This is a genomic window from Chimaeribacter coloradensis, assembly GCF_002858715.1.
Lineage (GTDB): Bacteria > Pseudomonadota > Gammaproteobacteria > Enterobacterales > Enterobacteriaceae > Chimaeribacter > Chimaeribacter coloradensis.
The window spans coordinates 35927-56971 of record NZ_PJZH01000003.1; the positions used below are offsets into that span (position 1 = coordinate 35927).

General features: G+C 61.7%; 17 protein-coding genes. 10 read left to right on the forward strand and 7 right to left on the reverse strand.

What is annotated here, in order from left to right; all coding sequences use genetic code 11:
* Positions 1–510 precede the first annotated feature (510 nt).
* From accC to acuI, 6 genes are all read right to left on the reverse strand, one after another.
* Positions 511–1860: an acetyl-CoA carboxylase biotin carboxylase subunit gene (gene accC / locus CYR32_RS04590; protein WP_101823056.1), complete on the reverse strand. Its 1350-nt coding sequence runs from the start codon at positions 1858–1860 to the stop codon at positions 511–513.
* 11 nt (positions 1861–1871) lie between these two features.
* A complete protein-coding gene (gene accB / locus CYR32_RS04595; protein WP_101823058.1) occupies positions 1872–2345 on the reverse strand; it encodes an acetyl-CoA carboxylase biotin carboxyl carrier protein in 474 nt (157 codons plus the stop codon).
* A gap of 30 nt (positions 2346–2375) precedes the next feature.
* Positions 2376–2828 carry a type II 3-dehydroquinate dehydratase gene (aroQ, locus tag CYR32_RS04600; protein ID WP_072933401.1) on the reverse strand — a complete coding sequence of 151 codons (453 nt, stop codon included), beginning with the start codon at positions 2826–2828 and terminating at the stop codon, positions 2376–2378.
* Positions 2829–3069: 241 nt separating this feature from the next.
* Complete coding sequence (gene msrQ / locus CYR32_RS04605; protein ID WP_101823060.1) at positions 3070–3672, reverse strand: protein-methionine-sulfoxide reductase heme-binding subunit MsrQ; 603 nt, start codon at positions 3670–3672, stop codon at positions 3070–3072.
* Complete coding sequence (msrP, locus tag CYR32_RS04610) at positions 3673–4677, reverse strand: protein-methionine-sulfoxide reductase catalytic subunit MsrP (RefSeq protein WP_101823062.1); 1005 nt, start codon at positions 4675–4677, stop codon at positions 3673–3675.
* A 122-nt stretch (positions 4678–4799) separates the two neighbouring features.
* The gene (gene acuI, locus CYR32_RS04615) at positions 4800–5780 is read right to left on the reverse strand and encodes an acrylyl-CoA reductase (NADPH) (protein ID WP_101823064.1); all 981 of its coding nucleotides are present in this window, start codon (positions 5778–5780) and stop codon (positions 4800–4802) included.
* A gap of 279 nt (positions 5781–6059) precedes the next feature.
* On the opposite strand from acuI, the gene csrD reads away from it, so the two are divergent.
* From csrD to tldD, 8 genes are all read left to right on the forward strand, one after another.
* A complete protein-coding gene (csrD, locus tag CYR32_RS04620; protein ID WP_101823067.1) occupies positions 6060–7979 on the forward strand; it encodes an RNase E specificity factor CsrD in 1920 nt (639 codons plus the stop codon).
* A gap of 367 nt (positions 7980–8346) precedes the next feature.
* The gene (gene mreB, locus CYR32_RS04625; RefSeq protein WP_003855260.1) at positions 8347–9390 is read left to right on the forward strand and encodes a rod shape-determining protein MreB; all 1044 of its coding nucleotides are present in this window, start codon (positions 8347–8349) and stop codon (positions 9388–9390) included.
* Between the two features lie 196 nt (positions 9391–9586).
* Positions 9587–10630, forward strand: a complete 1044-nt coding sequence (gene mreC / locus CYR32_RS04630) for a rod shape-determining protein MreC (protein WP_101823069.1) — start codon at positions 9587–9589, stop codon at positions 10628–10630.
* Positions 10627–11115, forward strand: a complete 489-nt coding sequence (mreD, locus tag CYR32_RS04635; RefSeq protein WP_101823071.1) for a rod shape-determining protein MreD — start codon at positions 10627–10629, stop codon at positions 11113–11115. The genes mreC and mreD overlap by 4 nt, the downstream gene beginning before the upstream one ends.
* 8 nt (positions 11116–11123) lie before the next feature.
* Complete coding sequence (locus tag CYR32_RS04640) at positions 11124–11717, forward strand: Maf family protein (protein WP_101823073.1); 594 nt, start codon at positions 11124–11126, stop codon at positions 11715–11717.
* Positions 11707–13176 carry a ribonuclease G gene (gene rng, locus CYR32_RS04645; RefSeq protein WP_101823076.1) on the forward strand — a complete coding sequence of 490 codons (1470 nt, stop codon included), beginning with the start codon at positions 11707–11709 and terminating at the stop codon, positions 13174–13176. The genes CYR32_RS04640 and rng overlap by 11 nt, the downstream gene beginning before the upstream one ends.
* A gap of 114 nt (positions 13177–13290) precedes the next feature.
* The gene (gene yhdP / locus CYR32_RS04650) at positions 13291–17112 is read left to right on the forward strand and encodes an AsmA2 domain-containing protein YhdP (protein WP_101823078.1); all 3822 of its coding nucleotides are present in this window, start codon (positions 13291–13293) and stop codon (positions 17110–17112) included.
* 65 nt (positions 17113–17177) lie between these two features.
* Positions 17178–18623 (forward strand): metalloprotease TldD, encoded by a 1446-nt coding sequence (gene tldD / locus CYR32_RS04655; RefSeq protein ID WP_101823081.1) that lies wholly within the window; start codon positions 17178–17180, stop codon positions 18621–18623.
* Between the two features lie 63 nt (positions 18624–18686).
* On the opposite strand, the gene aaeR is transcribed toward tldD, so the two are convergent.
* Positions 18687–19619 (reverse strand): HTH-type transcriptional activator AaeR, encoded by a 933-nt coding sequence (gene aaeR / locus CYR32_RS04660; RefSeq protein ID WP_101823084.1) that lies wholly within the window; start codon positions 19617–19619, stop codon positions 18687–18689.
* A gap of 278 nt (positions 19620–19897) precedes the next feature.
* Here aaeR and aaeX point away from each other — a divergent pair, with 278 nt between their 5' ends.
* Entirely contained in the window at positions 19898–20101 is a 204-nt protein-coding gene (gene aaeX, locus CYR32_RS04665; RefSeq protein WP_101823087.1) for a p-hydroxybenzoic acid efflux pump operon protein AaeX, read from the forward strand.
* Positions 20102–20108: 7 nt separating this feature from the next.
* The gene (gene aaeA / locus CYR32_RS04670) at positions 20109–21044 is read left to right on the forward strand and encodes a p-hydroxybenzoic acid efflux pump subunit AaeA (RefSeq protein WP_101823090.1); all 936 of its coding nucleotides are present in this window, start codon (positions 20109–20111) and stop codon (positions 21042–21044) included.
* The last annotated feature ends 1 nt before the right edge of the window (position 21045 follow it).

Below are 21045 nucleotides of genomic sequence, written 5' to 3' on the forward strand. Positions count from 1 at the left end.
ATATGCGTGAAATAACGGCGCGCTATCTTATCACCCTTTTAAACGCGTTAGCAGAACCGGTAACGGGAAAATGTATCGGATGGCGGGGAGTTATTGATGTAATTAATAATGCTCGTGCAATACAGACGTTATTTTAATAGCTTGGGATATTATTATCGCTGCAATCAGCTACGTTGCCGGTGACGTGGCCCCTGGCGGCGCAGTGGCGGCGGGGGCGGCCGCGGAGGTTAAGGTCAGCGCCGGGCATAACGCCGGTTTATTACCCTGTTAACCTTTCCTTTATTATTTTTCATTGTGAGATCTCATAGTGTTATATAACTGGTAATGCATGTTATGCAGGCGTTGTTATTGTCCTGGGGTAAAGCCATGAAAAAAGGCACGGTATAGCCGCATACTTTTCAAAAGAATTAACAGACTGAGAAGAGCAGGGGAAGGGGAACGTTGCGGGGCGTTACTGCGGTAAATAATAACGCCCGCATAAGGCGGGCGTTAAGTCAGGTGCTCAGGAAATTATTTTTCCTGCAGGCCCAGTTTCTTCTCCAGATAGTGGATGTTGGTGCCACCATGCTGGAAGTTTTCATCGGCCATGATGCGCTGCTGAAGTTCAACGTTGGTTTTGATGCCGTCGATGATCAGTTCAGCCAGGGCGTTTTTCATGCGGGCAATCGCCACGTCACGGTTTTCACCGTAAGTGATCAGTTTGCCGATCATGGAATCGTAATACGGCGGGACGGTATACCCGGCGTAAATGTGCGATTCCCAGCGCACGCCAAAGCCACCCGGCGCGTGGAAACGGGTAATTTTACCCGGGCTCGGCAGGAAGGTGTTCGGGTCTTCCGCGTTGATACGGCACTCGACCGCATGGCCCTGGATACGCACTTCGTCCTGAGTGATAGAGAGCGGCTGACCGGCAGCGATGCGCAGCTGCTCTTTGATCAGGTCCACGCCGGTGATCATCTCAGTGACCGGGTGCTCTACCTGAATACGGGTGTTCATCTCGATGAAATAGAACTCGCCGTTTTCATACAGGAACTCGAACGTACCTGCACCACGGTAGCCGATGTCCACACAGGCTTTGGCACAGCGCTCGCCGATGTAACGGCGCATTTCGCTGGTGATGCCCGGTGCCGGTGCCTCTTCCACCACTTTCTGGTGGCGGCGCTGCATGGAGCAGTCGCGCTCAGCCAGATAGATGGCGTTGCCCTGGCCGTCTGCCAGCACCTGGATCTCGATGTGGCGCGGGTTCTCCAGATACTTCTCCATGTACACCATGTCGTTGTTGAAAGCCGCTTTGGCTTCCGCTTTCGTCATGTTGATGGATTCTTCCAGATCTTTGTCACTGCGCACTACGCGCATACCACGGCCGCCGCCGCCGCCGGAGGCTTTGATGATGACCGGGTAACCGATGCGCTTCGCAAAGGCACGGTTCTTTTCCATGTCATCAGTCAGGGAGCCGTCGGAACCCGGGACAGTCGGTACGCCCGCTTTCTTCATCGCGTTGATCGCGGAGACCTTGTCGCCCATCAGGCGGATCGTCTCAGCTTTCGGGCCGATGAAGATAAAGCCGGAACGCTCAACCTGCTCGGCAAAGTCGGCGTTTTCAGACAGGAAACCATACCCCGGGTGAATCGCCACGGCGCCGGTGATCTCAGCGGCAGCAATGATGGCCGGAATATTCAGGTAACTTTTTACAGAAGGTGCCGGGCCGATACAGACGGTTTCGTCTGCCAGCAGCACATGTTTCAGATCGCGATCCGCGGTGGAGTGAACGGCTACGGTTTTGATGCCCAGCTCTTTACAGGCACGCAGAATACGCAGGGCGATCTCACCACGGTTGGCGATGACGATTTTATCTACCATGAGACGCCTCGTTATTCGATGACGACCAGCGGCTCGTCAAATTCAACCGGTTGACCGCTTTCTACCAGAATGGCTTTCACCACACCCGATTTATCAGCTTCGATTTGGTTCATCATCTTCATGGCTTCAACGATACACAGGGTATCGCCCGCATTCACTTTCTGGCCCACTTCGATGAACGGCTTGGCGTCCGGGCTTGGGGTGCGGTAGAAGGTGCCGACCATCGGCGAACGAACGATGTGACCGCTGACGGCAGCGGCAGGCGCCGGTGCGGCGTCTACAGTGGCAGCCGGGGCAACGGCAGCGGCCAGAGCCGGCTGTTGTTGCTGCATCGGCATGGCATACGCCTGCTGCATCATTGGGTAGTTCGGCACGGCCGGGGCACGACTGATACGAACTGATTCTTCACCTTCAGAAATTTCCAGTTCAGCGATGCCGGATTCTTCAACCAGTTCGATCAGTTTCTTGATTTTACGAATATCCATGAGTGTGATTCCGTACTCTTTTTGCTTGATTTAATTGGATTGTGACAAGCGGCGCGCCGCTGCCTGTAATGCAAAGGTATAACCGTCAGCCCCCAGTCCGCAGATGACGCCGACGGCAATATCAGAGAGATAGGAGTGATGGCGGAACGGCTCCCTGGCGTGCACGTTGGAGAGGTGAATCTCGATAAACGGGATCGCCACCCCCAACAGGGCATCGCGCAGGGCCACGCTGGTGTGCGTGAACGCCGCCGGGTTAATCAGGATAAAATCCGTGTTGCCACGCGCCTGATGAATGCGATCAATCAGGGCATGTTCCGCGTTGGATTGCAGGTGACTCAGGGCAAGGCCCAATTCGCTGGCCTGGGTTTCCAGACGGCTGACAATCTCGGGCAACGTCGTGTGCCCATACTTCTCCGGCTCGCGTGAACCCAGCAGGTTCAGGTTGGGGCCGTTAAGAAGTAAGATGTGAAACTTGTCTGCCATCGTGCGCCTATCTCCGTCAATTTGACCTGTATTCTAGAAAATAACCCGATGTCATCGTTTTGTCACCTATTTAGCGGCCAATCGCCTGTGCATTGGCCACCAAAGCGGGGCATTATAATGATATCGTGGCAAATCGCAGCTAAATACTGGTCTTATCAGCGAAGATAATCAACCCTTTATCGACATTAATCACTGATTTGGCCCCGGTTATGTGGTGCAGGACACAGAACGTTCAGGGGCATTAACGCCACCATTGCCTGACCTTTTTGTAACGGAATGCCAGCAATATCGCAGCAAAAACGGCATAAATCACCGGCTGGGGCGACACGGTTTTCACTGACCAGAGATAATGGATGGGCGTGAGGATCGCAATCAGATAGATGACGTTATGCAGCCGTTGCCAGTTTTTCCCCAACCGGCGCTGCGCGCCCATCGTCGAGGTGGCGGCCAGCGCCAGCAGCAGCAGCCAGCTGATGATGCCGAGCGTCAGGTAGGGGCGGGAGATCAGCTCACTGCCGAGCAGGCCGAGGTTATTGATGCCCAGCTCCAGGAAGGCGTAACTCAGCAGGTGCAGCGAGGCCCAGGCGAAACACCACAACCCGGTCAGGCGACGCACGCGGATCAACAGCGGCTGTTTGCCGTAACGCGCCAGCGGAGTGACCAGCAGCGTGGCCAGCAGCAATTTCAGGGCCATCCGCCCGGTAAAGTGCTGGATGTCTTTGGCCGGGTCGGCGCTGAAGCCGCCCTGGCTCACCGACCAGACCAGCCACACCAGCGGCAGCAACGCCGCCAGGTGGATCAGCACCTTCAGGCCGGTAATCTGTTTTGCCGTCAACCGTTTCACTCAGAAGTTCTCCCGCAGGTCGAGGCCCTGATAGAGCGACGCCACCTGATCGGCGTAGCCGTTGAACATCAGCGTCGGCTGGCGTTTCACATCCAGGATGCCGCCGCTGCCGATCACACGCTCCGTGGCCTGCGACCAGCGCGGGTGGTCAACATGCGGGTTCACGTTGGCGTAGAAACCATATTCATCCGGCGCAGAGAGGTTCCAGGTAGTCGGCGGCTGGTCGTGGGTCAGGCGGATATTCACAATCGACTTAATCCCTTTGAAGCCATATTTCCACGGCGTAATCAGGCGGATCGGCGCACCGTTCTGCGGCGGCAGTGTTTTGCCGTAAACGCCCACGGTGAGCAGGGTAAGCGGGTTCATCGCCTCATCGAGCCGCAGCCCCTCCACGTAGGGGTAGGCCAGCCCGCCGCCGATAAAGCGATCTTTCTGGCCGGGCATATGCTCCGGGTCGTAGAGCGTCTGGAACGCCACATAGCGTGCGTTGCCGGTCGGCTCGACCGCCTTAATCAGTTTGCCCAGCTCAAAGCCTACCCACGGCACCACCATCGACCACGCTTCCACGCAGCGCAGCCGGTAGATGCGCTCCTCCAGCGGGAAGCGCTTCAGCAGGTCATCCATGCTGAGGGTCATGGGTTTGCCGACCTCGCCGTCGATGCGGATTTTCCAGTCCGCGGTTTGCAGCGTCCCGGCGTTGGCGGCCGGGTCTGCTTTATCGAGGCCAAACTCATAGTAGTTGTTGTAGCCGGTAACTTTGTCTTCCGGCGTCAGCGGCCAGTCCGGCTGGTAGGCCGTGGGTTTGCTGAAATCCAGCGGCTTGCCGGGCGGGGCCTTGGGGGCCTCACTGCCTTTCAGCCAGGAGAGGATGTCAGCCCGCGCCGCGGCGGGCAGCGCCAGTGAGGCGGCGGAGATCCCCAGCGCCTGCATAATCCGGCGACGATCCATCATAAAAAGGGATTCCGGCGTGACATCAGACTCGGTGAGTTTACGGGGTTTGCGCATGGCGGCTTTTCTCCAGGAAAAACGGGCAATAGGTGAAGTATTGCTGTTAACCGCCATTCTGGCAGCTTACCCCGCCATTTGTTACACATTATCAGCCAGGCTGACAATGCGGTGACCAGACTTTACCCGCCGATGCGCACCAGCGTGCGGCCGGTGATGCGGTTGTCCATCAGCGCGGCGGCCGCGTCCGGTACCTGATCGAGGCTGATTTCCGTGGCGGCCTGCTCATAGAAGCGGGCAGGCAGCAAGCCGGCCAGCCGCTCCCAGGCCGTCTGGCGGCGGTGCAGCGAGGCGCGCACCGAGTCGATGCCCTGCAACCGGACGTTGCGCAGAATAAACGGCATCACCGTGGTCGGCAGCAGGTAGCCCCCGGCCAGCCCGCAGGCGGCCACCACGCCGTTATAGTTCATCTGCGCCAGCACGTTGGCGAGCAGGCGGTCACCCACGGTGTCGATCGCCCCGGCCCAGCGCTGCGTCTCCAGCGGCCGCGCCGCCTCGAAAAATTCCTCGCGCGGCAGGATCGTCGACGCGCCGAGCGCGCGCAGGTACGGATGGGTATGGGTGCGGCCGCTCACCGCCGTGACCCGGTAGCCCAGCTGGGCGAGGAGCGCCACGGCGGTGCTGCCGACGCCGCCGCTGGCCCCGGTGACCAGCACCTCGCCGCTCTGCGGGGCCACGCCGCCCTCTTCAAGCGCCATCACGCAGAGCATCGCCGTCAGCCCGGCGGTGCCGATGATCATGCTCTGGCGGGCCGACAGGGCAGGGGGCAGGGCCACCAGCCACTCCGCCGCGACCCGCGCCTGCTCCGCCAGCCCGCCCCAGTGGGTTTCGCCGACGCCCCAGCCGGTGAGCACCACCTGCTGGCCCGGGCGAAAGCGGTGGTCTTTGCTTTCACGCACGGTACCGGCGAAATCGATGCCCGGCACCATCGGAAAGTTGCGCACAATTTTGCCCTTGCCGGTGATTGCCAGCGCATCTTTATAATTCAGCCCGGACCAGCCCACGTCGACCGTGACCTCTCCCGCCGGCAGCCGGTCAGCCGCGATCTCCTGCACGGCGGCGGTGGTCTGCCCCTCATGTTGTTCCAGCACAAGCGCTTTCATACAGCCTCTCTCAATAAATATAAAAAATGAATTATTTGGGATAAGTGTTGTCAGTGTATGAATATAAACGCTCCGTTGCGGGAACAGGATGCGGCAGGACAAAAAACGCGAAGAACCCTGTTTTCGCCGTCAGCCAATACCGCCCCTGTGCGGCCATTAACGGAATAACCAGGCCGTTGCACGGGTTTACTGCCGATCGGGCCGGGCTATTCTGGTTTATAGTAGCGCGCCATGACGGAAGGCCGTCCTTTACTCAACCGCGGTACGCAAGGCACAGGGATGCGATTCACGACCAAACTTTCAGCCTTTATTACCCTGCTGGTGGCGCTGGCCATGCTGCTGATGCTGCTGGGGTGTGCGTTCAGCTTTTTTAACCTCAGCCACCAGCGGATGCAGAGCCGCCTCACGACGCTGGCCACCACCTTTGACCAGGCGCTGCTGAGCCAGCCGCCCGGCACGGTGCAGAACTGGCTGCCGCTGGCAATGCGCACCGTCGGCGTGGCCGAAGTGAAGGTCATCAACGGCCATAACCTGTTCTACCGGCTGGCTCTGCCGCCGGACACCCGCCAGCCGCCGCTGCCCGGTGACTACCGGGAGACCACGCTGCCGCTGTTGCAGCACCCCGGCTCCTTTATCCGGCTGACCTACCTCGACCCGATCGCCGGGTACACCCAGTCGATGCGCTCATCACTGCCCATCAGCGTCGCCATCCTGGTTATGATCGGCGTGATGGGGCTGAGCTACCGCTGGCTGACGCGGCAGATTGCCGGGTATGAGCAGCTTGAGGCGCGGTCACGGCAGATTTTGCGCGGCGAGCGCGACAGCGTAATGCAGGGTGACGTCCGGGAGTGGCCGCCGGCCGCCAGCAGCGCGCTGGACAGGCTGCTGCGGGAGTTGCGCGAGGTGCAGGAGGAGCGCGGCCGGGTGGATACCCTGATCCGTGCCTTTGCCGCCCAGGATGCGGGCACCGGCCTCAATAACCGCCTCTTTTTTGACAACCAGCTCACCACCCAGCTGGAAGATGCCGGGGCCTACGGCGTAGTGATGCTGATCCGCCTGCCGGATGTGGACACCCTGCGCGATATGCATGGCCGCCCGGCGGTGCAGGATCTGCTCAACGCGGTGGTCAACCTGCTCTCTACCTTTGTGATGCGCTACCCGTCGGCGCTGCTAGCACGCTACTTCGCCAGTGATTTCGCGGTATTGCTGCCGCACAGCACGCTGAAAGAGGCGGATGTGATCGCCGGGCAACTGGTGAACGCCGTGGGCGCGCTGCCGACCCACCCGATCGACCGCGACGCGCTGCTCTCGATCGGCATCAGCACCTACCGCTTCGGCCAGACGCCGGAGCAGGTGATGGACAACGCCGAACAGGCGGCGCGGCTCGCCTCGTTGCAGGGCAGCAACGGCTGGGTCGTGCATGACAGCCGGGTGCCGGAGCGCGGGCGCGGCAGCGTCCGCTGGCGCACGCTGCTGGAGCACACGCTGGCGCGCGACGGCCTGCGCCTCTACTGTAAACCGGCGGTGACCCGTGACGGGCAGCCGCACCATACGGAGATTTTGCGCCGTATCTTTGATGGCGAGCAGGAGCTGCCGGCGGCGGAGTTTATCCCGTTTGTGCTGCTGTTTGGCCTGGCCCCACGCTATGACCGTCAGACGCTGACGCAGATCCTGCCGCTGCTGGCGGCGTGGCCGGAGCAGCGGCTGGCGTTCCCGCTCACGGTGGACTCGCTGTTGCAGCGGCCCTTCCAGCAGTGGCTGCGCGATACGTTGCTGCAATGTGAAAAAAATCAGCGCCGCCGAATTATGATTGAACTTGCAGAGGCGGATCTCTGTCAACATATCGACCGGTTGCGGCCGGTGCTGCGGTTACTGCACGGGCTGGGGTGCCGGCTGGTGGTGGCGCAGGCGGGGCTGACGGTGGTCAGCACCACCTATATCAAATCGTTGCCGCTGGAACTGGTCAAGCTTCACCCGGGTTTGGTGCGCAGTATCGACCGCCGGGTCGAGAACCAGCTGTTTGTGCAGAGCCTGGTCAATGCCTGTGACGGCACCCAGGTGCAGCTGTTTGCCTCCGGGGTGAGAACCGCGGAAGAGTGGCAAACCCTGAAAGAGAAGGGGGTTCACGGCGGGCAGGGGGATTATTTTGCCGTGCCGGCGCTTGTTGAAAGAAGCAACAAAAAATATTCCCATAACTGATAGCAATACGCTGATCGATTGAGGCGAATTGACGTAGAATGAGCCAGCCCGCTGGCAAGGGTGTTGGTAAGTACACACCAACTTTGTGCCCCGGGCGACAAGTTACGCTTATCTTTTAGGCGGGACTGATGTGTCATGTAGTGCTTATGTGTGATGTGCGCGCCTTTATAATGTGCCAGCAGATCGACGCTGCAAGCGGTGCCGAAAAATCAGGGCAGCCCTTGTTTTATGGCCGATAAATTGTCAACATCGCAGACTATTTTTTCACCGGAGCAGTCGGTTTATGCGCCTTGTCGCTGCTTCGTGTGGTTGGTAAAGTAGGCGGATTTTATTTTCCGCCCCCAGCTTGCAGGATTATCCTTTCGTTATGTTTAAGAAATTCCGTGGCATGTTTTCCAATGACTTGTCCATCGACCTGGGTACGGCCAATACCCTGATCTATGTTAAAGGGCAAGGCATTGTACTGAATGAACCGTCGGTGGTTGCCATTCGCCAGGATCGTGCCGGTTCTCCCAAGAGCGTCGCGGCGGTCGGCCATGACGCCAAGCAGATGCTGGGGCGTACACCCGGTAACATCGCGGCCATCCGCCCGATGAAAGACGGCGTGATTGCTGACTTCTTTGTGACTGAAAAAATGCTTCAGCACTTCATCAAACAGGTCCACAGCAACAGCTTTATGCGCCCAAGCCCGCGTGTGCTGGTGTGCGTGCCGGTCGGCGCGACCCAGGTTGAACGCCGGGCGATCCGTGAGTCCGCGCAGGGCGCAGGCGCACGTGAAGTCTTCCTGATTGAAGAGCCGATGGCTGCGGCCATTGGTGCCGGCCTGCCGGTTTCTGAAGCCACCGGCTCCATGGTGGTGGACATCGGCGGCGGCACCACGGAAGTGGCGGTGATCTCCCTGAACGGCGTGGTCTACTCCTCTTCTGTGCGCATCGGCGGTGACCGTTTCGACGAAGCCATCATTAATTATGTGCGCCGTAACTACGGCTCGCTGATTGGCGAGGCCACGGCAGAGCGCATCAAACATGAGATCGGCTCCGCCTACCCGGGTGACGAAGTGCGCGAAATTGAAGTGCGCGGCCGTAACCTGGCAGAGGGTGTGCCGCGCGGCTTCACCCTGAACTCCAACGAGATCCTCGAAGCGCTGCAGGAGCCGCTGACCGGCATCGTCAGCGCGGTGATGGTCGCGCTGGAGCAGTGCCCGCCGGAACTCGCCTCGGACATCTCCGAGCGCGGCATGGTCCTGACCGGCGGCGGTGCGCTGCTGCGTAACCTCGACCGTCTGCTGATGGAAGAGACGGGCATCCCGGTGGTGGTGGCGGAAGATCCGCTGACCTGCGTCGCCCGTGGCGGCGGCAAGGCGTTGGAGATGATCGACATGCACGGCGGCGATTTGTTCAGCGAAGAGTAATCCGCGCAACATTTCATCAGCCCTGGGAAGGGGTAGCGCACGTCGCGGTGCGCAGGCACGACCGCTGTGTAACGGAATTGAGGGCGCATCCGCCTCAGGGTGCGCCGGCCAGCCCGGTTTACCTGCCTGTCCGGGCGTGCGCGGCGACCGTGCCGTGTGGCTAACCCCTTCTGTAGTCGAGGAATCCGCATAATTTATGAAGCCGATTTTCAGCAGGGGGCCTTCCCTGCAATTGCGTCTCTTTTTGGCGATTGTCGCGGCGATTGCCCTGATCATCGCCGACAGCCGTCTCGGTACCTTCATGAAGATCCGTACCTACATGGATACGGCCGTCAGTCCCTTCTATTTCCTGTCCAATGGCCCGCGCAAACTGCTCGACAGCGTCTCTGACACGCTGGCCACTCGCCAGCAGCTCGAGCTGGAAAACCGTGCGCTCCGCCAGGAGCTGTTGCTGAAAAACAGTGACCAACTGCTGCTTGGCCAGTTCAAGCAGGAGAATGCGCGCCTGCGTGAGCTGCTCGGCTCGCCGCTGCGCCAGGATGAGCAGAAGATGGTGACGCAGGTGATCTCCACCGGCACCGACCCTTACAGCGATCAGGTGGTGATCGACAAGGGCTCAGAAAACGGCGTCTATGAAGGCCAGCCGGTAATCAGTGACAAAGGCGTGGTGGGGCAGGTGGTGGCAGTGGCGAAATTCACCAGCCGGGTGCTGCTGATCTGCGACGCCTCCCACGCGCTGCCGATCCAGGTGCTGCGCAATGACATCCGCGTGATCGCGGCGGGCAGCGGCTGCGCCGACGATCTTCAGCTCGAGCACCTGCCGAGCAACACCGACATCCGCGTCGGCGACGTGCTGGTCACTTCCGGCCTGGGCGGCCGCTTCCCGGAAGGCTATCCGGTGGCGGTGGTCTCCTCGGTGAAAGTGGACAACCAGCGCGCCTACACGGTGATTCAGGCGCGCCCGACGGCCGGGCTGCAACGCCTGCGCTACCTGCTGCTGCTCTGGGGTTCCGACCGCAACGGCGACCTGCCGCTGCCGCCGGATGAGGTGCACCGCGTCGCCAATGAGCGCCTGACGCAGATGATGCCGCAGGTGCTGCCGCGTGCCAGTGAGATGGGGCCGCCCGCCCCGGCCGCGGCCGGCAGTACCGCGCCGGCCAATAGTGCGGCCCCGGCCGCCGCCGCACCGGCCCGCACCACGCCAACACCGGCGTCGCCCGCCAGGGGGACACAGCCATGAACCGCTACCGCAGCCACGGGCGCTGGATAATCTGGATCTCCTTCTTTGTTGCCATGTTGCTGCAAATCATGCCGTGGCCGGATCAGATCTACATGTTCCGGCCCTCATGGCTGACGCTGATCCTCATCTACTGGGTGATGGCGCTGCCGCACCGGGTGAATGTCGGCACCGGGTTTGTGCTCGGCCTGCTGATTGACCTGATCCTCGGCTCGACGCTGGGGGTCAGGGCGCTGGCGCTGGGGATCATCGCCTATCTGGTGGCGTTCAAGTTCCAGTTGTTCCGTAACATGGCCCTGTGGCAGCAGGCGCTGATTGTGATGCTGCTCTCCCTGGCGATGCACGTGGTAGTGTTCTGGGCGGAGTTCCTGGTGATTAACGTCTCGTTCCGCCCGGAAGTGTTCTGGAGTAGTGTGGTAGACGGCATCCTGTGGCCGTGGCTGTTCCTGTTGATGCGTAAAATCCGCCGCCAATTCGCCGTACAATGAGGACTGACATGACTTCGCTCTATCTGGCTTCCGCCTCCCCGCGGCGGCATGAATTGCTCTCCCTGCTTGAGATCCCGTTCGAACGACTGGTGGCTGACGTGGAAGAGGTGCGCCGCCCGGAGGAGACGCCGGAAGGCTATGTGCGCCGGCTGGCGCAGGACAAGGCGCTGGCCGGGGTGGCCGCCGCACCGCAGGATTTGCCGGTACTCGGTTCTGATACTATCGTGGTACTGGAGGGGCAGGTGCTGGAGAAGCCGCGTGAGGCGGCGCACGCCGCAGAGATGCTGCATGCGCTCTCCGGCAAACAGCACCAGGTGATGACCGCCGTGGCACTCGCCGACCGGCACGATCTGCTCTGCACGCTGGTGACGACGGATGTCACCTTCCGCGTGCTCTCCTCAGACGAGATTCAACACTATATCGCCGGTGGCGAACCCATGGACAAGGCGGGTGCCTATGGCATCCAGGGCAAAGGCGGCTGTTTCGTGCGGGCGATCCGCGGCAGCTACCCGGCCGTGGTCGGGTTGCCGCTGGTGGAAACACAGGAGCTGTTCAGCCAGTTTATGGCTGTCCGCAAGGTAAGGAGAGACCATGACCGCTGAATTACTGGTAAACATCACCCCCTCAGAGACCCGGGTCGCCTATATTGACGGCGGCATTCTGCAAGAGATCCACATCGAGCGCGAGGCCAAGCGCGGCATCGCCGGCAATATCTACAAGGGCCGCGTCAGCCGGGTGCTGCCGGGGATGCAGGCCGCCTTTGTGGACATCGGCCTCGACAAGGCCGCCTTCCTCCACGCCTCTGACATCATGCCGCACACCGAGTGCGTCGCCGGGGATGAGCGGAAAAATTTCCACGTGCGCGATATCGCCGAGCTGGTGCGCCAGGGGCAGGACCTGATGGTGCAGGTGGTGAAAGACCCGCTCGGCACCAAGGGGGCGCGCCTCACCACGGACATCACCCTGCCGTCCCGCTACCTGGTGTTTATGCCCGGCGCGGCGCATGTCGGCGTCTCCCAGCGCATCGCCAGCGAGGCGGAGCGCGACCGCCTGAAGAAAATCGTCTCGAAATACTGCGATGAGCAGGGCGGGTTTATCATCCGCACCGCTGCCGAGGGGATCGGGGCCGAGGAGCTGGCGCAGGACGCCGCCTTCCTCAAACGCCTCTGGACGAAAGTCACCGAGCGCAAAAAGCGCAACATCACCAAGTGCAAGCTGTATGGCGAAGTGGCGCTGGCGCAACGCATCCTGCGGGATTTTGCCGGCGCAGCGCTGGACCGCATCCGCGTTGACTCCCGCCTGACCTACGAACTGCTGCTGGAGTTCACCAGCGAATATATGCCGGAGCTGACCAGCAAGCTGGAGCACTACACCGGCAAGCAGCCGATTTTCGACCTCTACGACGTGGAGAACGAGATCCAGCGTGCGCTGGAGCGCAAAGTGGAGCTGAAATCGGGCGGCTACCTGATCATCGACCAGACCGAGGCGATGACCACCATCGACATCAACACCGGGGCCTTTGTCGGCCACCGCAACCTCGATGAGACCATCTTCAACACCAACGTCGAAGCGACGCAGGCGATCGCCCGCCAGCTGCGGCTGCGCAACCTCGGCGGCATCATCATCATCGACTTCATCGACATGAGCAACGAGGACCACCGCCGCCGCGTGCTGCACTCGCTGGAGCAGGCGCTGAGCAAAGACCGGGTGAAAACCAGCATCAACGGCTTCTCGCAGCTCGGCCTGGTGGAGATGACGCGCAAACGCACGCGCGAAAGCGTGGAACATGTGCTCTGCAATGACTGTCCAACCTGTCACGGCCGCGGCACCCTGAAAACGGTGGAAACGGTCTGTTATGAGATCCTGCGCGAAATCGTGCGGGTGCATCACGCCTATGATGCCGATCGCTTCCTGGTTTACGCCTCGCAGGCGGTGGGGGAGGCGCTGAAAGGCGAGGAGTCCCATGCGCTGGCAGAAGTGGAAATCTTCGTCGGCAAGCAGGTCAAAGTGCAGATCGAACCGCTCTATAACCAGGAACAATTTGACGTCGTCATGATGTAACCTGGCCGGCGGCACGAGGCTGCCGGCATGTTGTCGCCCCTGCGTCACGCATGGCTGTAAATTAATTTGATGTTGTTATCCCGTGTGATGACCGCGGGATGAAAGGAGAGACGCGTGAGGCGAGTGCCGGGAATTCTGTTAACCACCTGCGCCACCATTATTGTGATGGTGGCGTTGTTGATCAGTGGGTTACGGTTGGCGCTGCCGAAGCTGGATACCTTCCGCCCGCAACTGCTGAGCAAAATCGAGGCAGTGAGCGGCGTGCCGGTTAAGATTGAGAAAGTCACCGGCCGCTGGGAGCCGTTTGGCCCGACGCTGGAGATCACCGGCCTGCAGGCGCGCCTGCCCGATTCCCGCTGGAAGCTGGAGCGCGTGACGCTGGCGCTGGATGTCTGGCAGTCGCTGCTGCACTGGCGCTGGCAATTCCGCGACCTCACCTTCTATAACCTCCAGCTCGATCTGGACTCCACCCTCGGCGGCCGCGACCACCAGGGCAGCTCGGTGGAGCCGAATGAGATCAGCAACCTTTTCCTCAAGCAGGTGGACCACTTCGACCTGCGCAACAGCCGCATCTCTTTCCTCTCCCCGTCGGGGCCGCGCGCGGAGTTTGACATCCCGCAGCTCACCTGGCTCAACAGCGCCAACCGCCACCGCGCGGAGGGACAGCTCAGCCTCTCGACCTTTACCGGCCAGCACGGCGTGGTGCAGCTGCGTATGGATCTGCATGACAGCCAGGGGCTGCTGAACAACGGCACGGTCTACTTACAGGCGGACGGCGTCGATCTCAAACCCTGGCTGGGGCGCTGGCTGCGCCACAACACCGGGCTGCAAACCGGCAACGTCAGCCTGGCGGCCTGGTTACAGATTGAGAACGGCGAAATCGCCGGTGGCGATGCCCGCGTGCGGCAGGGGGAGGCGCGCTGGAATATCGACGGCCAGCCGCACCGGCTGGAGGTTGCGGATCTGGCGCTCCATGCCAGACGGCAGGGGCGCGGCTGGCAGTTTGATGTGCCGCAGCTGGCGTTGCAGACCGACGGCCAGCCCTGGCCCAAAGGCGGCATCTCCGCCTTATGGCTGCCGGAGAACACCGATTTCCTCGGCCCGCACCAGGGCGAGGAGCTGCGCCTGCGCACCCACGCAATCCAGATCGAGCGGCTCGGGCCGCTGCTGCCGATGGTGGCCTTCCTCTCGCCCAACCTGCTGGACCGCTGGAATGATCTGAAACCCGCCGGGCGCATTGACGCCCTGGCGCTCGACATCCCGCTCAGGCAGCCGGAGCTGACCCGCTTCCAGGCCACCTGGCACGACGTCAGCTGGCAGCACTGGAAAGTGTTGCCGGGCGTCAGCCATTTTGCCGGGACACTGCGCGGTAGCGTGCCGCAGGGGCAGCTGGCGCTGAACCTCAACGACAGCCTCCTGCCCTATGGCGAGATGTTCCGCGCGCCGCTGGAAGTGCACCGCGCCCGGGGGACAATCGGCTGGGTCAACAACCGCGATCAGCTGGCGCTGTGGGGCCGCGGGCTGGATGTGCAGGCGCGCTCGCTGTGGGCCACCGGGGATTTCCGCTACCTGCAACCCACCAACGGCACGCCGTGGCTCTCTATCCTCTCCGGCATCCGCCTCTATGACGCAGGTGACGCCTGGCGCTACTTCCCGGAGCCGCTGATGGGCACCCATCTGGTGGACTACCTCAGCGGGGCGATCCAGGGCGGGCAGGTGGACAACGCCACGCTGGTCTACGCCGGGAACCCGCACCTGTTCCCCTATAAACATAACGACGGGCAGTTCCAGGTCTGGGTGCCCCTGCGCGCCGCGACCTTCCGCTTCCAGCCCGGCTGGCCGGCGTTGCAGAACCTGGACATCGACCTCAACTTCCTCAATGACGGCCTGTTTATGAAAGCGGCGCAAACCGCGCTGGGGCAGGTCAGGGGCAATAATGTGGTGGCGGCGATCCCGGATTACCTGAAACAGAAGCTGCTGGTGGATGCCGATATCCAGGGCGCGGGCAAAGAAGTGGGGAATTACTTCAACCAGACGCCGCTGAAAGGCTCGCTGGGCGCGGCGCTGGATGAGTTGCAGATCGGGGGGGACGTCAGTGGGCGCTTACATCTCGATATTCCGTTGAACGGCAAGCAGGTCAGGGCCACCGGTGAAGTGCAACTGGCCAACAACAGCCTGCTGGTCAAACCGCTGAGCACCACCATTCACGACCTGAGCGGCCGCTTCCGCTACGACAACGGCAACCTGCAAAGCGAGCTGATGCAGGGCACCTGGCTCGGGCAGCCGCTGGCGGTGGACTTCTCCACTCAGGAGCAGCCGCAGAGCATGGGCATCAACGTTAATCTGGCCGGTAACTGGCAACCGGCGAAACTGCCCGGCCTGCCTGCCGCCGCAGTGCCGGCGCTGGGCGGCAGCGCCGCCTGGAAAAGCCAGGTGGGCATCACCCTGCCGCACCAGGGCCAGGCGCAATACAACATTGACGCGACGGTTGACCTTAAAGGCGTCAGCAGCCGCTTGCCAGCCCCGCTGGCAAAAGCCCCGGGCGAGCCGCTGCTGCTCACCGCCAACGCCAAAGGCGGCCTGAAAAGTTTCGACCTCACCGGGCACGTCGGCAAAGAGAACGCCTTCAACAGCCGCTGGCTGCTGGGCGACGCCCTGACCCTCGACCGCGCCGCCTGGCAGCGCCACAGCGCGAAGGTGCCGCCGCTGCCGGGCAACAGCAGCCTGACGCTCGACCTGCCGGCGCTGGACGGCGAGCGCTGGCTGGCGCTGTTCTCCCCGGCGCAGGCCGTGCCTGCGGCCACCCGCGCGGCACCGGGGCTGGCGTTCCACTTCCCGAAACAGGTAACGCTGGCTACCCCGCTGCTGGAGGCAGGCGGGCAGAGCTGGCATAACGTGGCGGTGAACACCACGCAGCAACTGGGCGGAATGCAGGCGCAGGTGCACGCCGATGAGGCGGACGGCACCCTGAAGATGGCGGAAAATGCGCCGTGGCAGGCGGATATCCGCTACCTTTATTATAATCCGCAGTTTACGGCGACCGATGGCAACGGCGGACAGGCCGCAGCCGGCAGCAACCCGTTCGGCGGGAAAATCTCCTTCAATGGCTGGCCGTCGTTGATGCTGCGCTGCCAGAGCTGCTGGTTCTACGGCCAGAACGTCGGCCGGGTCGAGGGGGATTTCACGCCGCAGGGCGACACCCTCTCCCTGAGCCACGGGCTGGTGGACACCGGCAAAATGCGCCTCACGGTGGATGGGCGCTGGCAACAGGGGGAAGCCGGGTCACGTACCGGGCTGAAAGGCAAACTCCAGGGGGCGAAAATTGATGACGCCGCCGCCTGGCTCGGCCTCTCGACGCCGCTGAAAGCCGCGCCGTTTAACGTGGACTTTGACCTGCACTGGCAGGGCGAACCCTGGAAACCGGCCATCCCGACGCTGAACGGCACGCTGAACAGCGCGCTGGGCAAAGGCGAAATCGCCGATCTCGGCGGTGGCCGCGCCGGGCAGTTGCTGCGGCTGATCAGCTTCGACGCGCTGCTGCGCAAGTTGCAGCTTGATTTTAGTGACACCTTCGGTAAAGGTTTCTATTTCGACTCCATTAAATCCACCATCTGGATCAAGGATGGCGTGCTGCATACGGATGACCTGCTGGTGGATGGGCTGGCCGCCGACATCGCCATGAACGGCCAGGTGGACCTGGTGCGCCGGCAGATTGAGATGGAAGCGGTGATCGCGCCGGAAATCTCCGCCACGGTGGGGGTCGCCACGGCGTTCGCCATCAACCCGGTGATCGGCGCGGCCGTGTTTGCCGCCACCAAGGCGCTGGCACCGCTCTGGAATAAAATCTCCCTGATCCGTTACCACATCAGTGGTAACTTGGATCAGCCCAAGATTAATGAGGTGTTGCGCGAGCCGAAAGCGGCCGGGGCGAAGTAGCCGGGCGCAACATCCCCGAATCCGGTGCGCCGCACCGGAACCCCATAACAATGAGTGAAGATACTATGAGCCTGGCCTTTGCTAGTGAGCAGTTACTTACTGCGAACAACCTTACGCACCAAGACCTTTCCTCGGTATTGGGTCAACTGGCTGAGCGTCGGCTCGACTATGCCGACCTCTATTTCCAGTCCAGCTACCATGAAGCCTGGGTGATTGAAGACAGCATCATCAAAGACGGCTCCTACAACATTGACCAGGGCGTCGGCGTACGCGCGGTCAGCGGTGAGAAGACCGGCTTTGCCTATGCCGACCAGCTGACCCTGAACGCGCTGAACCTGAGCGCCCAGGCGGCGCGCAACATCGTGCGTGAAAACGGCAGCGGGAAAGTCCATGCGCTGGGGGCGGTCAACCACACCGCGCTCTACCCGCTGCTTGACCCGCTGCAAAGCCTGCCGCGTGAAGAGAAAATTGCCCTGCTGCACCGGGTGGACAAGGCGGCCCGCGCCGCTGACCGCCGTGTGCAGGAGGTCAGCGCCAGCCTGACCGGCGTCTATGAAACCGTGCTGGTGGCGGCCACGGACGGCACGCTGGCGGCGGACGTGCGCCCGCTGGTGCGGCTCTCGGTGAGCGTGCTGGTGGAAGAGGACGGCAAGCGGGAGCGCGGCTCCAGCGGCGGCGGCGGCCGTTTCGGCTATGACTTCTTCCTGGAGAATGAAAACGGCGAAGTGCGGGCGGAAGCCTGGGCGCGTGAAGCGGTGCGCATGGCGCTGGTGAACCTCTCCGCCGTCGCGGCCCCGGCCGGGGCGATGCCGGTGGTGCTGGGCGCAGGCTGGCCGGGCGTGCTGCTGCATGAAGCGGTGGGCCACGGGCTGGAAGGGGACTTCAACCGCCGCGGCACCTCGGTCTTCAGCGGCCAGATGGGTGAACTGGTGGCCTCTGAGCTGTGTACCGTGGTGGATGACGGCACGATCCAGGGGCTGCGCGGCTCGCTGGCGATCGACGACGAAGGCGTACCGGGCCAGTACAACGTGCTGATTGAGAACGGCATCCTGAAAGGCTACATGCAGGACAAGCTCAACGCCCGCCTGATGGGCGTCGCGCCGACCGGCAACGGCCGCCGTGAATCCTACGCGCACCTGCCGATGCCGCGCATGACCAACACCTACATGCTGGCCGGGCAGTCCACGCCGGAAGAGATCATCAGCAGCGTGGAGTTCGGCCTCTATGCGCCGAACTTCGGCGGCGGCCAGGTGGACATCACCTCCGGCAAGTTCGTCTTCTCCACCTCGGAAGCCTACCTGATCGAGAAAGGGCGCATCACCAAACCGGTGAAAGGCGCGACGCTGATCGGCTCCGGTATCGAGGCGATGCAGCAGATCTCGATGGTCGGCAACGACCTCGCGCTCGACAAGGGCGTCGGCGTCTGCGGCAAAGAGGGGCAGAGCCTGCCGGTGGGCGTCGGCCAGCCGACGCTGAAACTCAACACCCTGACCGTCGGCGGCACCGCCTGATTCACCCTCTGCAACACACCGGCTGCCCGCACCTGCGGGCAGTCTGCTTTCCGGCCCGGCGTTTTACTCCTCCAGCGGCTTCTGTTCGCGGTACTGCTTGAACAGCGTCCCGACCTGATTGAAATACTCCGTCAGGTAGTTGATGCAGACCTGCACCTTCAGCGGCAGCTTGTCCTTTTCGGTATAGAGCGCATAGACCGGCCGCGGGTCGGAGTGGTAGCGCGCAAACAGAATCTCCACCTCACCGGCGTTAATCTCATCAATGATCCACATCAGCGGCACATAGGCGATGCCCGCCCCGGCCTTGAGCCAGCGGATCATGGTCTGTGAATCATTGGTGACAAAGCGCCCCTGCGGGCTGAGGCGGGTGGTGATCCCCTCCGGGGCAATCAGCTCAAACTCGCTGTCCGGCCGCACGCTGTACTCCAGCCAGGAGAAGTTGACGATGTCCGCCGGTTTCTCCGGCGTGCCGTGCTGGTTGAGGTAGCTGCGCGCGGCGCACACCACCATCGGCATCGAGCCGAGCCGTTTGGAGAAGAGGCTCGAATCCTGCAACGCGCCGACGCGGATCACCACATCCAGCCCGTCGGCGATCAGGTCAGGCGCGGGGATGCCGGTGACCAGGTTCACCGTCAGGCCGGGGTATTCGCGCATCATGTCGGCGGTCATGTTCGCCAGCACATTCTGCGCCATGGTGGAGGAGCTGCCGATGCGCAACGTGCCGGTGGGGGTGTTGTTGAAGGCGTAGAGCTGCTCATGCACCTCCAGCACATCCTGCAGCATCCGGCGGCAGCCCTGGTAGTAGATCTTGCCCGCTTCCGTCAGCCCGATGCTGCGGGTGCTGCGGTTCAGCAGCTTGACCTGCAGCTCATTTTCCAGTTTGGAGACGGTCTGGCTGATAGAGGAGACACTCATTTCCAACTGTCGCGCCGCGGCGGTAAACGAACCGCACTCCACAACTTTGGCAAAAACGGACATGCGCTTGAGTCGTTCCATTATTCACTCTGGCTTAAAAGTGATTTAGATCACATAAGGTAGATAGATTGATAACAACAACGCTACCATAGCGGGACGGGTAACGTGCCTTTGATTGAACGAATCTTTCGCCAATCAATCTCCCTCGCGACACCTCCGCACTGCCTTCAGTTTACTTTTTCTTAACAGCTTTCCGGCCTCTCCCGGTGGAAGGTGCCGGATATTGCCTAAAATAGCTGAAGACCCGGCGCGGTATGGTGAGGTATTCGCCCGGCAGAGTAAACAATAAGGAATAAATGATGAGTCTGCTTCCGGTAATGGTGATTTTCGGATTATCGTTTCCCCCGGTTTTTTTCGAGATCCTCGCTGCGCTGGCGCTGTTTTTCCTCCTGCGGCGGCTTCTGCAACCCACCGGGATCTATGATTTTGTCTGGCACCCTGCACTGTTCAATACAGCGCTGTACTGCTGTCTGTTCTATCTGATTTCTTGTCTCTTTGTCTGAGGTCGCTGTGAAAACCCTTTCTATAAAAATAATCCGTATTGCGATCACCCTGCTGCTGGTCATCCTCGCCGCCATCGCGATTTACCGCGCCTGGGTGTTCTATACCGAATCCCCCTGGACGCGTGACGCCAAGTTCACTGCTGACGTGGTGGGCATTGCGCCGGACGTCACCGGGCTGATTACCGATGTGCCGGTGAAAGATAACCAGCTGGTGAAAGCGGGGCAGATCCTGTTTACCGTGGACAAGCCGCGCTACCAGCAGGCGCTGGAAGAGGCAGAAGCGGACGTCGCCTACTACCAGGCGCTGGCCGCAGAGAAGAAACGGGAAGCGGGCCGCCGCGTGCGCCTCGGCATCCAGGCGATGTCGCAGGAGGAGATCGAGCAGTCCAACAACTCGCTGCAAACCGCCCAGCACCAGCTGGCGAAAGCGGTGGCCGTGCGTGACCTGGCGAAGCTCGACCTCGAACGCACCGACGTGAAAGCCCCGGCGGATGGCTGGGTCACCAACCTCAACGTCCACGGCGGCGACTACATCACCCGCGGCTCCACCGCTGTGGCGCTGGTGAAGAAAAACACCTTCTACATTCTGGCCTACATGGAAGAGACCAAGCTGCCGCAGGTCAACATCGGCGACCGCGTGGAGATCACGCCGCTCGGCAGTAACCGCATTATGCACGGCACGGTGGACAGCATCGCCGCCGGGGTGAACAACAGCAGCAGCACGTCGGACAGCAAAGGCATGGCGACCGTGGACTCCAACCTGGAGTGGGTGCGCCTGGCGCAGCGCGTGCCGGTACGCATCCGGCTGGATGCCGCCGACCAGTCGCACCCGTACCCGGCCGGGACCACCGCCACGGTGGTGATCACCGGGGCCAACGACCGTGACGTGACCCATGAGTCGCCGTTTGTGCAGTTCCTGCACCGTTTGCGTGAGTTCGGCTAAG